Below are 13,131 nucleotides of genomic sequence, written 5' to 3'. Positions count from 1 at the left end.
CATCACATAACAATGTTTTTATAATACAAACCTACTTAATTACCCACCCGCCGCGCGGGTAATCAGCCTTTCGGAGCAGACATGGATTTCAATACCGCCCGCTATAACATGGTTGAGCAGCAAATCCGTCCATGGGACGTATTAAATTTCGACTTACTAGATGTATTATCCGATATTCCGCGTGAACGCTTTGTTCTGCCACAGCAACAGGAAGTAGCCTATACAGATCAGGCACTCGGACTGGCCAATGGTGGCAAAATGCTTGAACCAAAAGTAGTCGCACGCATGATTCAGGCATTACAACTCAACCTCACCGATACCGTAGTAGAAATTGGTACCGGTTCTGGCTACGCCACGGCCATACTGGCAAAAATGGCCGGCAAAGTCATCTCTGTAGATATAGATGCCGAACAACAGCAGCGTGCTCAGTTCGTTCTCAGCGACCTTGACTACACCAATATCAGCTACAAAACCTGCGACGGATTAGCAGATAAGCTACCTGGCGCTCCATTCAGTGCCATTTACGTAGGCGGTTCTCTGCCTACCCTGCCAGCCACCCTACTTGAGCAACTGGCTGAAGATGGCCGCATGGTAGCCATTATTGGTGAAGCGCCAGTAATGCGTGCCATACTGTTTGAGCGCCAGAATAATCAGCTTAAAGAAACCGTACTGTTCGAAACCGTAGCACCTGCATTACACAGTCTGGAAACACCGGCACCCAATCAATTCAGATTCTGATTCTATCGTTTTCTTAAAAAGCAGCACTTGTAGCCATTACGGCAACGGTGCTGCCTGTGCATTCTCAAATTCAAATATTGCAGTACACTAACTTCTACGCCATATCTAGCACTTAGCTTTCAGCCAGCAAATCAACAGTCCAATCAGTATGCATACATACGCCAAACAACATGTTTGACTTCTCTTGCCTATTGGTATCGGCCGCATACAGTCCATCCATCTGTCCGTCATCTTCGCTCTTTAAGTAATAAAAAATTAAAACCTAGTTAAAACAAAAACATAATTAGAAAAACTGATTGCATTAAGCCACTTATTGCGATTTACTAGGCTATAGAAACAAAATCGGGAGCAATATCATGCCTTATCAGCACCGTAGTGATCTACCTGCATCAGTCCGGAACGCTTTACCGGAACATGCGCAAGACATATTCAAAGAAGCATTTAATCACGCCATAGCAGAATATCAGGATCCGAAAAAACGCCGCGATAATAGCGATGCAGAAACCATTGCGTTCCGAGTAGCATGGGCTGCTGTCGAAAAGGTTTATCATAAAGGCAATGATGGCAAATGGCAGCCTAAGTAAGCGCCCAATCAGCATACTGCGAGACAGAGTTTGCACATAAATCCAAACTCTTCGATACTGCCTCTACAACCAAACTAGCCAATAGTCTGAGCTACAGCCAGTTGTGCTGCATTGGCATATTCAGATAAACACAGGTATCATTTGATCCGGCTAGCAAAGCAAATGCCAGCAGGCATACAGCCACATTATCAAATTAGATTAATATCCATACACATCACACAGAATCAATTTATTAATATGACCATTCAGACAATAAATGCAGCACAATTGCAGCAATGGCAGCAGCAAAAAAAAGATTTTGTCCTCCTTGACGTACGCGAAGACAACGAAGTCCAGTATGCAGCTATTCCTGGGTATCTCCATATTCCGATGAATATGATTCCCTTGCGCCAAAACGAATTACCGGACGATAAACCAATCGTAATTTACTGCCATCATGGCATGCGCAGCATGCAAGTAGCATTGTATTTACAGGATACCGGCTTCGAAAATCTTTATAATCTCAAGGGCGGCATCGATGCATGGTCACGAGAAGTAGACAGCAGTATACCCACCTACTAATTTCAGATTCGTAGCCTCGAAATCATTGGCTTTCAAAAAAGGCACGCTTTAATTGAGCAACAATTATCTATACAGCATAATGATTATTATTGCCTTAACTTGCTATCTATTAACAACACGCCAGCCAGCGTAAGTATCGTATCGATAGCAGCAATTGCCTTGAAAGATTTATGTAAAATAACCACCGCTGTAATAATCATAATAGGTGGTACCAGTTGTACACTCAATTTAGCAAAAAATATCAAGATCAAATTTTGCTTACAGATAGTAAAAATTTCAGAACTGATTAGAAAAAAATCTAGCAACAGTACAAATAGCCACGTTCCGCTTCAGCCTTAATCATAATATTACGAATGATTCAAACTAGACGCTATGTAGGCCGCTCCCTACTGATACACAGCCACAATCAAACCTGAATCCTTACAACCCTTACCAGCGCATTAATTACAATACAGTACAGTTTTTCATGTAGCACTGTCTAAACACTGCGTGATTAAAACTTATATTTTGTTTGAAATTTTGTTTTAAACAAATGTACAGATAGCAAAATTTAAGGGTTTCAGCCATCCTGAAACCCTTAAATGCTAACTTGGTGCACCCAACAGGGATCGAACCTGTGACCTCCGGCTTCGGAAACCGACACTCTTCCAACTGAGCTATAGGTGCAAATATACTAAAGAGGCCAGATTTTAGCTGAAATCAAGCAGCTTGGCAAAATCATTTACCAGCAAAAGCAATCAATCACACTAACAACCAATACTACTCAAAATAAACAATTGAAATTAATATTTTAATTTCAGCAATAATAACGACAATCCGAACACATCACGGATAATGGGTTATATAGAGACATTAAATGCCAACGCAAATAACCGTTACCTTATCCACATGCGAATAGCGGCCAACACACTATCGTACAATTGCTGTTAAACATGCCCATATCTTCATCGGCTCATTTCCAGAAAACACTAATAAATATATGCATATTGCAAAATACGTTATTGCCAGATGTTAGAGCACGATATGCCTTAATACTTTATTAACAATAAATATTTTGTCTGAATTGCCCAGAATGTTTCTAAACATCAAACAGGGACACAAACGGAAAATAGCAGACTGGTAATAGCAATGAGTAAGCGAAAGACCTCCCAGCCAATGGTCAGTTTAAGGTACTCATGGCATTGGAAACAAATATAAACGTTTAATGGAGTTATCAAGAACACCTAAGTAGCTATTATTGAAAATAATACATTGAATTTATTCGTTTTTTTAAGTACAAAACAAACAGCCGATACGAGCGGATAAGTTTTCGTTTCTGGATATCTGCTCAGTAAATAATCTAACGGTAAATATCTAATTTTTAGTCAGCTCCTTAATTATTGAATATTTATAGCCAAATCATTTCCATACACTTTTACTGACATTAATCATACATAAAAGGACATTTATAGCGGGGAATTGGCATACTTGAATATTTTGTGCTATGTTAATTGGATTTAGTTGATTAAATATTGTTTTTAAAATAATAAATATTCGCACAGACAGCAGTCAGGTCTGTTAACACAGGCCATTAAAATGAAGTATTCTGACTTAAGTACCTTTATCCGCCCCTTACCCAACACCGCGCTGGACGTGATTGGTGATGTTCATGGCGAGTGGGAAGCTTTACAGCAGTTATTACACTTTCTTGGCTACGATGATTACGGTCGCCATCAACACGGACGTAAACTCGTGTTTGTTGGCGATTTGTGCGACCGTGGGCCAAACAGCCCTGCTGTTCTTGACTGGGTGATACAGGCCGCCGCCTCTGAAAACGCATTTACCATCATCGGTAATCATGAACTCAACTTATTAATTAACGATCCTAAAGACGGAGCTGGCTGGTATTTTGATAACCGGCCACAGGATGAAGCACGGTTCGCGCCATGGCAGCATTATCCCGCTGCTCAACGCAGGCAATTACAGGAAACCATCGCACAATGGCCATTAATTCTGCAACGGGACGATTTGCGCATCGTTCACGCTGCGTGGTTGCCGGAAAGTATTGATAAATTACTAGAATGCAGTGAAACTTCACTGGTAAAACAATATCATTACTGGGAAGACCGCTTTTTAGATGATTTCCGAAATACGCAATGGTTTGAACCATACCAGCAGGAGCAGCGGCAATTAAATAAAGACCTGGAAAATGAGCACTATCCGATGACGTTTCAAGCAGGTACAGCCCATTATGATCTACTACGCAGCTGTCACAATCCAATACGTGCGCTCACCAGCGGCATTCAGGCCATCACACAACAGCCTTTTTACATCAACGGCCGCTGGCGCTTCACGGTACGTAAACCGTGGTGGCAGCAGTATACCGACCCTGTGGCGGTAATAATCGGCCATTATTGGCGCAGCTGGTATGGCACCGGCGTAGCCGAACACCGCAAAGAACTATTTCAGGAGCCTCCTACACATTGGCTGGGGCAGCAACGTCAGGTATTTTGCGTGGATTTTTCCATTGGTGCACGCTGGCGGGAACGCAAAAAGGCCATTGCTGTAGCAGACAGCCAGATGCATCTGGCTGCACTGCGCTGGCCCGAAAATATAATTATGCTGAATAATGGTAAATATTATCATGGAGAGCGTTACCTCTGAATTCTCATGCCAGTAACGCATACAATTTGTTATAATAAAGACTTTTGCAACAAAACCCAGTATGCAAAAAGGATAAAAATATCCGGCATACACTATTAAACCCTAAAATAGACAATCCATTCCGGTATGTCACACCGTACCTCCGGTGCGCGCCTGAAGTTGGCCGCAAGGTAGTACAGTTCTGCTCAATTACAACATACCGGCGCATATAATTACACATTATCAGAATGACAGACGCCAATTCCTCTTCCAACCAAGTTAAACGCCATCTGAAAACCCGTCATCTCTCGATGATTGCCATTGGCGGCAGTATTGGTACAGGCTTGTTTATGGCCAGTGGCAGTGCGATTCACGATGCCGGCCCTGGTGGCGCCTTACTGGCATACATGGCCATCGGAATTATGGTGTATTTTCTCATGACCTCACTAGGCGAAATGGCCACTTACCTGCCTACTTCCGGTTCATTCTCCACTTATGCAGCCCGCTTTGTTGATCCGTCGCTGGGTTTTGCACTGGGCTGGAATTACTGGTTTAACTGGGTGATTACCGTGGCTGCAGACATCTCCATTGCCTCATTGGTAATTACCTATTGGGAACCATTGCGCTTTATGCCGGCATGGAGCTGGAGTTTGCTGTTCTTTGCTCTGGTGTTTCTGCTCAATATACTGTCTGTACGCGCCTATGGTGAATCTGAATACTGGTTTGCTCTGATTAAAGTAGTCACAGTAATCGTGTTTCTCGGCGTTGGCGTGCTGACCATCTTCGGTATTCTTGGCGGTCAATATGTCGGCCTGAGCAACTTCACCATTGGCGACGCACCGATACTCGGACATGGCTGGTCGGGTGGTTTCTTTACCGTACTCGGCGTATTTTTGATTGCCGGATTTTCATTTCAGGGCACCGAGCTCATCGGCATTACCGCCGGCGAATCAGAAAACCCGCAGGAAAGCATTCCCAAAGCCATCAAACAAGTGTTTTGGCGTATTTTGATTTTCTATATTCTAGCCATGTTAGTAATTGGCCTGCTGATTCCTTATAACAGTGATGCCTTACTCGGTGCTGACGTGGATCAGGTTGCCAAATCACCGTTTACACTTGTGTTTGAGCGCGCTGGGCTGGCTTTTGCCGCTGCCGTGATGAATACCGTTATTCTCACTTCCATCCTGTCTGCCGGTAATTCTGGCCTGTATGCTTCTACCCGTATGCTGTACGCTATGGGTAAAGACGGCATGGCACACCGGCGCTTTTCAGCAGTCAACCAGCGCGGCGTGCCCGTATTGGCTTTACTGGCTACAGCCATTGTCGTATTGGCAATTTTTTTGCTGGAAAGTGTGGACGAAGGTGCCTACGAGTACATCGTAGCCGCTTCCGGTCTAACTGGTTTTATTGCCTGGCTAGGCATAGCCATCAGTCACTACCGTTTCCGCCGCGCCTTTGTGCAGCAGGGTAACGACATCAATTCACTGGTTTATCGCGCTAAATGGTTTCCATTTGGCCCCATTCTGGCGCTATTACTGTGTATTCTGGTGATTATCGGACAAGACAGCCAATTATTACTACATGGTGATTTCAAATGGCAGCGTTTTGCTATTACCTATATGGGTCTCCCAGTATTTGCTGCCTTTTACCTGTATCACAAACTTCGCTACCGTACCCGCAAAGTACCACTGACACAGGTGAATCTAAGCAAACACCTTGATTAGGATTAATTTTCGCCCTAATCATCGTAGCCACAGGCAGCCTCATCTGGCTGCCTACTGCATTTTCCGCTAACATAAAGCCTATATCACACCCTAAACAGCTGTTAATCACCTATGCTCACCTATACACCCAGCAAACCCAGCTCACAAAGCATGAATAAAAAGCGTTCATGGCTTTGGTTGTTACTGGTATTCGTGTGGCTGTGGCCGGGGGTATTGCATCATGATTTATGGACACCAGGTGAACCTTATCTGTTCACCACCGCCAGCCAGTGGCACAAAGCACACTGGGCAGTTCCCACTATTTTTGGCGAAATAAACTGGGAAGCCTCCCCACTCTACATTTGGTTGTCTGCCCTATGCCAACATTTATTTAGCCCCAACCAAATGGACGCCTTTGAAGCCACGCGTCTAACCAATGTCATTTTGATTGTTTGTACGTTTGCCTGCATCGGCGGCTCCGGACGCCAGTTTCTTGGCCGTGGCTACGGACGCATCACCATTCTCATATTACTCGGCTGTACCGGCATTCTAATACCAGCTCATTTTATCAACGACAGCATTATCCTATTTCTTGGTTCTGCCATGTGCTGGTATGGTTTTTCCCTGTCAGATCGTCGCATCATGATGGCCTGCATGATGCTGGGCGGTGGCTGGGCTGTACTGTCTCTGACCGGCAGCCTATTGTGGCCATTACTGCTGATGCTGGTAGCGTTCAGCTTGCTTTTTTACCCTCAGTGGCGTCGCCGTCGCTATTATCTAGTTTTACTGATATCCCTGCTCTGTGCCCTACCTCTAATGATAGTTTGGCCACTTGCTCTGCATCAGACCGCTGCCAATATTTTTAATCTGTGGTGGCAGTATCATGCTCTCGCCCCTTTTGGTGGTTTTCAACATCAAGAAGTACACTTCTCGCTTGGATACTATTTAAAAAATTTGCTTTGGTTTGCCTTTCCTGCATGGCCTCTGGCCATCTGGACTGCTACGCGCGGCAAGTTAAAAAAACAGCGCTGGGGCGTGCTTGCTATCGTATGGCTAAGTCTATGCCTACCAGTTTTTGCCTTGCTGCCGCTGCAATATCAGGATTTATTGGTAATCGTGCTGCCACCTATGGCCTTACTCGGAGCCGCCCAGCTGGATGCATTGCGTCGCGGAGCCATCGCCTTCCTCAACTGGTTTGGCATCATGGCTTTTGGCTTTCTGGCACTTTTCCTCTGGCTTGGCTTCATCGCCATGAATTATGGCTGGCCGGCCAAACTAGCTGCACGTGCCGTTTATTTCAGCCCCTATTACCGCTACGATGTCAATTACTTTCCCTTGATTGTCGCTTGCGTGTTGACTCCACTATGGCTATGGGCCATTACCCGCCAGCATATTCGAGGCCGACAAGCAGTAACCAACTGGGCAGCCGGAGTTTTATTAGTATGGTCACTGCTATTGACCCTGTTTTTGCCTTGGCTGGATGCGGCCAAATCGGCACGGCCAGTGGTTCAGCAAATGGAAAACAGCCTGAGCAAACAGCAGTTACAGGCATTCAGCGATCGGCATGCCTGCATCAGTATCAATCACGACAATTTCAGTACCCGCATTGCCTGGCAGCAATATAGCTGGATACCTTTGCAGGCAGACAATCCTGAGTGTGAATACCGTTTAGTGACCCGCGACCCCAAAGCCGAACCTCCGCAACCATGGCACGAAATCTGGTCGGGAGCACGCCCGCGTGAAAAAAACAATATCATTGCCTTGTGGGCTAAAACCACCGCAACCAAGGAAAAATAATCATGAATACCCCAACTCAGGAACATACTCATCTACCGGAGGCCCCGGCCAACGTTGATGCTAGCGAAATTGACAAATTCAGCCAGCTCGCGCACAAATGGTGGGATAAAAACAGTGAATTCAAACCATTGCACGACATTAATCCATTACGTCTCGAATTTATCGACCGCTATGCTCGACTGGCCGGCAAAAAAATTCTGGATGTAGGCTGTGGAGGCGGTATTCTAAGCGAAGCTATGGCCAAAGCAGGCGCCAGCAGCGTGACTGGCATCGATTTAGCCGGAAAATCGCTCAAAATAGCCCAGTTGCACGCCATGCAGGAGCAAATCAGCAATGTAAGCTACCGTAAAGTCAGTGTAGAAGATTTAGCCGCAGAAATGCCGGCCAGCTTTGGTGCCGTTACCTGTATGGAAATGCTGGAACACGTTCCTGATCCTGGCAGCGTAGTCAGAGCTTGTGCTGAACTGACGGAACCCGGCGGAGTTGTTTGTTTCTCCACCATCAATCGCAACACAAAATCCTATTTGCAAGCCATCATTGCCGCCGAATACATTTTACAACTGATGCCCCGCGGCACCCATAATCACCACAAATTCATCACACCGGCCGAGCTGGCGCGTCTGTGCCGGCAGGCTGGTCTCGAATGGCTGGGCAGTAGCGGTTTCACATATAATCCGCTAACCAAACACTACCATCTTACCGAAAACCTAGACGTCAACTACATGATAGCCTGCCGTCGTCCGGCGAACTAACCATCTGCTTTAAAACCACAAAGCCGGTATCGACATGATACCGGCCACAGAATTATCTTCATTACATCAATAAAACAAACTCATTGCTTTACCAATGATTTCATCATCGGAATAGTCGACCAATCTATACTATCAAGCAAATTCTTAACAATCAGCCCAAGCTCCGTGTCACCCTCAATTTTTAACCGGCGATTAAAAAACAGCGTATCCGGGTCTTCCTGCCGTAACAACATCTTCATAAAATCAGCAGTATTTGCGCTCAGACACAAATCCACGTCAGTACTAACATCCGAGACCATAAACCGCTGCTCCGAAGCACTGAAAAATAGATTTAATCCTAAGTCAGCCACGTCAACCCGAAATAAACGTCCGGCTAGCAATGACATATCAGCCAGCAAAATTTCTCTTTTTAGCAGCTGATTCAACGTCTGTACCAGCAACCATGCCGGCGGTTTAGACGGCAACCTTTCCACCACATTTTTCAGCAATCCCGGCATTACCCTGTCAGGTATTTGCATACATCACCTCTTTACATTGATTCATTCCAGCCTTACCCTGCCAGTAGCCATTTACCAGTGCACCACCGGCATACCCTTTGAGCTCAGACAAAGCCGTTTCTGGCTCCAGCGCACCGGCTAACACCTGCTGATGTAGCCGTATCGTATCCACCATATGTTGTGCTTGTGGAGAAAGCCTAAAACGGTTTACCCCGATTGCCTGCAATTGCTGATATTGTGCCAGTAAAGAATGACAACCAGCAGACATCGTCTGTATACCATTAATCGTCAAAAAAGCCTGCTGCTCACGCGTGAGCAATGGTAAACCGTCTGCATGCTCCAAGCATTTAAATTCACAACTGTCCTTTTTCAGATTGTAATGGCGCGCCGTAAAACAGCGAGAAGAATAGGCCAGCGGCATTCTCCCCCAGCCAAACACCTCACAGTTTACATCCGGTACCGCCGCAATCATCTGCTCCAGCCGACCGGCTGACAGCTCAATTGAAGCCACCCAGCGTTTAGCGCCAAGCGACTGCATCAACGCCAGCGTTTGCTCGTTATAAATATTCAATGCCTGTCCGGCGACAAAAGGAATTCCTTTAGCATGCAACAACCGTACAGCAGCAAGGTCATTTGCCTCTACACAGAAATCTTCCTGCTCCACCAACTTACGCAAACGTTTTAAATCAGACTCACTTTCCAAAAGCACCTGTGAAGACAGCACCACTTCACAGCCACCAGCCGCCACATCGCGCGCCAAATCAATCCAGTCTGCTACTTTCAACTCCTGCCGGCGCGAGCATACCGTTTCACCCATATAAACCGTGGCTAGCGGTTCACCAATCAGCTGCTGATAAAATTCCACAATCTGCTGCTTGTGCCAAAAAAACAAAATCGGCCCTAGAGACAAAGCCAGCTTATCCCGTTGCATCACTCACACCCCTTCATTACTTCCACGGCCGGTTATACGCTCCAAGCGTCACCTGCTGTCCTTCAGAAACCTTAGCCAACGCCTGCTGCCACTGCGGCTGCACCGTAAACGATTCAGGACACTGTACCGCCAAATCAAGCGCCTGCCGCAATACCTTCGTTACCTGCGCCGTATATGCCGGACTGCGCTGCCGTCCCTCCACCTTAATCGCCGCCACACCCATGGCCAACAACTGCGGTAAAATCTCCAGCACATTCAGGCTTGTCGGCTCTTCCAATGCATAATAAGTTTCATCATTTACCTGAAAACGCCCTTTGCACAAAGTCGGATAACCAGCTGGCTCGTCTGCTGCATACTGATCAATTAGAATATTATTTAAGCGTGCGTTCATTCTTGCTGCCTGCTGCTCCCAGCGCACATATTTTGCCGGTGAGCACACCCCAAACGTATTTGGAGATTCACCCGTCACATAACTAGACAGTAAGCAGCGCCCCTCCACCATCACACATAAACTGCCAAAGCCAAATACCTCAATTTCTACTGAAGTATGCTTAATCACTTGCTCCACCTGCGGCAGTGTCAGCACTCTCGGCAACACTACCCGCCGGATACCAAACAGCTCTTGGGCCAGATTAATTGCTTCATAATTAGTTGCCGAACCCTGCACAGACATATGCAGCGCCAGTTGTGGATGCGTCTTGTGTGCATAATTCAGCAATCCAAAGTCCGCCAGAATCACCGCATCCACGCCAATTTCGGCAGCCGTATCCACCGCCTGCTGCCATTTTCTTACTTCTCCTGCCTGTGCATAGGTATTTATCGCCATCAACACCTTACGCCCACGCCGGTGCGCATATGTAATTCCCTCTACCGCAGACTTAGAGTCAAAATTTAGACCAGCAAAATTTCGCGCATTGGTTGCATCCTTCAGCCCCATATAGACCGTATCCGCGCCATGATCTATCGCCATCTTCAACGCCGGCAGATTACCAGCCGGACACACCAGCTCTGGAACCTTAACACCCATCCGTTCTCACCATCCCAATCAACAGTAATCCAATCAGCTACCCATAATCAGTCGCAAATACCCAGTTCGCCTTGCGCCTTCCCAGCAGCCCACAAAACACCGGATTAAAACATCTAAGCCAAACGGATTTATTGACACGAAACAAGCAAAAACAGAAAAAAATTGAACTTTAATACCAATTTAAAACAAAAAAACACAAAAAAGTCTAAATTTAACAATGCTAACATTTACATACATCTATCAACTTACCCCTGTTTAGCCAGCCAAAACCCAACTCTCAAAACCGATACTTTCAAGAATATCTCCCCAGCTTTCCCACAACCTATTACCAATATCCATACCAATCAAAATCTACTCAATTCAAATTATTAAGTGCATAACAATCAAATTAATGACATAATTCACATAAAAATCATATAACTTAAACAAAACTAACATTAAATTACATGATTCAACCCAAACTAAGAAGATAACCACAAACTCATACTTAGATAATATCGCTAAAAATCTAGAAAATTAGCACTATCAAACAATGAATTAAAAGATTTTAAAGGGGTTCACACATGGCAGATACCTACTGGGCCGCCCGAGAGGGAGACATCCTTTTACATACTTCAATATGGGCTGACATAGCCGGCGCAGCAGTAGAACTTGCGTGCTATGGAGCAATAGGCCTTATCCCCGGTGGTTTTATAGTGTCTACACTTGTTGGTGTCGCTGTCGCAGCTTCTGGACTTAATGACGTCATATCAGACTTATCTGAAGAGGTCAGTAATTTATTTCCCATGGCTGAAGATGGCGTCATTATTTCTGGTTCTCCCAATACCCGCACCAACAGCAAAGCTTCCGCCCGCGCCGCAGGTACCGTAGATCAAAGCATTGAACTAAGTGACAGCAGCGAAGAACCACAGCAGCCCGAAAGCTTTATCGATATTGCTTCAAATGCACTAAATGACTTTGTAGAGTTTGCTGAAAACCTTCCCATGCAACTATACAGGCCTACTGTAGCCTCGCCGGATCCCAGAACAGTACCCAGAGATGACGACAAAATCACCTGCGCCAAGCATCCATCTCCTGTTTCCAGCCCTGAATATCTAGCCGAAGGCTCCAGCAAAGTCTACATCAACAGCCAGCCGGCCGTACGCAGCAACGACCGCAGTACCTGCGAAGCCAAAGTCACCGACGACCATGCCGGCGGCGTCAAAGTATCCAACAACGTTCGCATCGGTGGCGAACCCATTGTCGTGCGTGAAATCAGAAGCGGCAAACATCCCGTTGCCCTAGCGGCTAGCCTTTTTACGATATTCCTCAACCCTAAAAAAATTTGTAACAAATTTGTTTGCTTTGCCACTACCTCGGTTGCCGTCGGCTATCTATCTTCTAAAATTACGGCAGCCACAAGGATCGGCCACCCCGTCCACCTTCCCACCGGCGCCAAACTCCTCTTCGACACCGAAGAGCTCGACTTCACCCTTCCCGCCCATCTGCCCCTCCAATGGCAACGCTTCTACAGCAGCGTCGACACCCGCTCCCACAACATGTTCGGCGCCGGATGGAGCGTCAGCTTCGAAGTCGAAATCGAAATCTCCCCCCAGCCCGATGGCTCCTGTGCCGCCGTCTATATCAACGAACAAGGGCGCCGTCTCGAAATCGACCCCCTGCAACCCGGCGAAGGCATGCGCGGCATCAACGAAAACCTCACCATCCGCCGTGGCCAGCACAACCGCTGGGTTATCGAAGACGACGACGGCCTCTACCGCCTCTTCGAGCCCGACCCCAACCAACCCCACCGCCTCTACCTCACCGCACTTCAAGATCGCAACGACAACCGCCTCCTTCTTCACCGCGACAGCCACAGCCGCATCATCGAAATCACCGACAACGACCGCAGCACCTGCCTCTCCCTGCACTATCAGCAT

At 46.5% G+C, this 13,131-nt stretch carries 11 protein-coding genes and 1 tRNA gene; 8 read left to right on the top strand and 4 right to left on the bottom strand.

The window, feature by feature from the left end; translation table 11 throughout:
* Positions 1–81: 81 nt before the first annotated feature.
* The 3 genes from ACQP6D_RS03675 to ACQP6D_RS03665 all read left to right on the top strand — a co-directional run bounded on the left by ACQP6D_RS03675 (position 82) and on the right by ACQP6D_RS03665 (position 1,883).
* Positions 82–738, top strand: coding sequence for a protein-L-isoaspartate O-methyltransferase family protein (locus ACQP6D_RS03675; RefSeq protein WP_267404102.1), 657 nt, complete (start codon positions 82–84; stop codon positions 736–738).
* A 356-nt stretch (positions 739–1,094) separates the two neighbouring features.
* Positions 1,095–1,322, top strand: a complete 228-nt coding sequence (locus ACQP6D_RS03670; protein WP_267392110.1) for a ChaB family protein — start codon at positions 1,095–1,097, stop codon at positions 1,320–1,322.
* 237 nt (positions 1,323–1,559) lie between these two features.
* The gene (locus tag ACQP6D_RS03665) at positions 1,560–1,883 is read left to right on the top strand and encodes a rhodanese-like domain-containing protein (RefSeq protein WP_267392109.1); all 324 of its coding nucleotides are present in this window, start codon (positions 1,560–1,562) and stop codon (positions 1,881–1,883) included.
* A gap of 590 nt (positions 1,884–2,473) precedes the next feature.
* On the opposite strand, the gene ACQP6D_RS03660 is transcribed toward ACQP6D_RS03665, so the two are convergent.
* Positions 2,474–2,549: transfer RNA gene (locus ACQP6D_RS03660), tRNA-Arg, on the bottom strand.
* A 909-nt stretch (positions 2,550–3,458) separates the two neighbouring features.
* Between ACQP6D_RS03660 and ACQP6D_RS03655 the strand changes: the two genes are divergently transcribed.
* The 4 genes from ACQP6D_RS03655 (at position 3,459) to ubiG (ending at position 8,757) form a co-directional block, all read left to right on the top strand.
* Positions 3,459–4,526, top strand: coding sequence for a metallophosphoesterase (locus ACQP6D_RS03655; protein ID WP_427857481.1), 1,068 nt, complete (start codon positions 3,459–3,461; stop codon positions 4,524–4,526).
* 290 nt (positions 4,527–4,816) lie between these two features.
* Positions 4,817–6,229: an amino acid permease gene (locus ACQP6D_RS03650; RefSeq protein WP_323811394.1), complete on the top strand. Its 1,413-nt coding sequence runs from the start codon at positions 4,817–4,819 to the stop codon at positions 6,227–6,229.
* 111 nt (positions 6,230–6,340) lie between these two features.
* The gene (locus ACQP6D_RS03645; protein ID WP_267392106.1) at positions 6,341–8,005 is read left to right on the top strand and encodes an ArnT family glycosyltransferase; all 1,665 of its coding nucleotides are present in this window, start codon (positions 6,341–6,343) and stop codon (positions 8,003–8,005) included.
* A 2-nt stretch (positions 8,006–8,007) separates the two neighbouring features.
* Positions 8,008–8,757, top strand: coding sequence for a bifunctional 2-polyprenyl-6-hydroxyphenol methylase/3-demethylubiquinol 3-O-methyltransferase UbiG (gene ubiG, locus ACQP6D_RS03640; protein ID WP_427857480.1), 750 nt, complete (start codon positions 8,008–8,010; stop codon positions 8,755–8,757).
* An 80-nt stretch (positions 8,758–8,837) separates the two neighbouring features.
* Here ubiG and ubiT read toward each other — a convergent pair whose 3' ends face one another.
* The 3 genes from ubiT to ubiU are packed head-to-tail and all read right to left on the bottom strand — an operon-like array spanning position 8,838 to position 11,212.
* Complete coding sequence (gene ubiT / locus ACQP6D_RS03635) at positions 8,838–9,275, bottom strand: ubiquinone anaerobic biosynthesis accessory factor UbiT (RefSeq protein ID WP_427857479.1); 438 nt, start codon at positions 9,273–9,275, stop codon at positions 8,838–8,840.
* Entirely contained in the window at positions 9,262–10,185 is a 924-nt protein-coding gene (locus ACQP6D_RS03630) for a U32 family peptidase (RefSeq protein WP_427857478.1), read from the bottom strand. Before ACQP6D_RS03630 ends, ubiT begins: the two co-directional genes overlap by 14 nt.
* 16 nt (positions 10,186–10,201) lie before the next feature.
* Positions 10,202–11,212 carry a ubiquinone anaerobic biosynthesis protein UbiU gene (gene ubiU, locus ACQP6D_RS03625; protein ID WP_267408566.1) on the bottom strand — a complete coding sequence of 337 codons (1,011 nt, stop codon included), beginning with the start codon at positions 11,210–11,212 and terminating at the stop codon, positions 10,202–10,204.
* A gap of 563 nt (positions 11,213–11,775) precedes the next feature.
* On the opposite strand from ubiU, the gene ACQP6D_RS03620 reads away from it, so the two are divergent.
* On the top strand, positions 11,776–13,131 hold a 1,356-nt coding region (locus ACQP6D_RS03620; protein WP_427857477.1), incomplete at its 3' end, for a DUF6531 domain-containing protein.

The sequence above is a fragment of the Snodgrassella sp. CS2 genome (assembly GCF_050310315.1).
Classification (GTDB): domain Bacteria; phylum Pseudomonadota; class Gammaproteobacteria; order Burkholderiales; family Neisseriaceae; genus Snodgrassella; species Snodgrassella alvi_E.
This window is presented reverse-complemented; position numbering and strand designations above follow the sequence as displayed.

Coding starts and splice junctions, on each gene's coding strand:
- ACQP6D_RS03645 (WP_267392106.1), top strand. CDS start 6,341: ATGCTCACCTATACACCCAGCAAACCCAGCTCACAAAGCATGAATAAA.
- ACQP6D_RS03665 (WP_267392109.1), top strand. CDS start 1,560: ATGACCATTCAGACAATAAATGCAGCACAATTGCAGCAATGGCAGCAG.
- ubiT (WP_427857479.1), bottom strand. CDS start 9,275: ATGCAAATACCTGACAGGGTAATGCCGGGATTGCTGAAAAATGTGGTG.
- ACQP6D_RS03650 (WP_323811394.1), top strand. CDS start 4,817: ATGATTGCCATTGGCGGCAGTATTGGTACAGGCTTGTTTATGGCCAGT.
- ubiU (WP_267408566.1), bottom strand. CDS start 11,212: ATGGGTGTTAAGGTTCCAGAGCTGGTGTGTCCGGCTGGTAATCTGCCG.
- ACQP6D_RS03630 (WP_427857478.1), bottom strand. CDS start 10,185: ATGCAACGGGATAAGCTGGCTTTGTCTCTAGGGCCGATTTTGTTTTTT.
- ACQP6D_RS03670 (WP_267392110.1), top strand. CDS start 1,095: ATGCCTTATCAGCACCGTAGTGATCTACCTGCATCAGTCCGGAACGCT.
- ACQP6D_RS03655 (WP_427857481.1), top strand. CDS start 3,459: ATGAAGTATTCTGACTTAAGTACCTTTATCCGCCCCTTACCCAACACC.
- ubiG (WP_427857480.1), top strand. CDS start 8,008: ATGAATACCCCAACTCAGGAACATACTCATCTACCGGAGGCCCCGGCC.
- ACQP6D_RS03675 (WP_267404102.1), top strand. CDS start 82: ATGGATTTCAATACCGCCCGCTATAACATGGTTGAGCAGCAAATCCGT.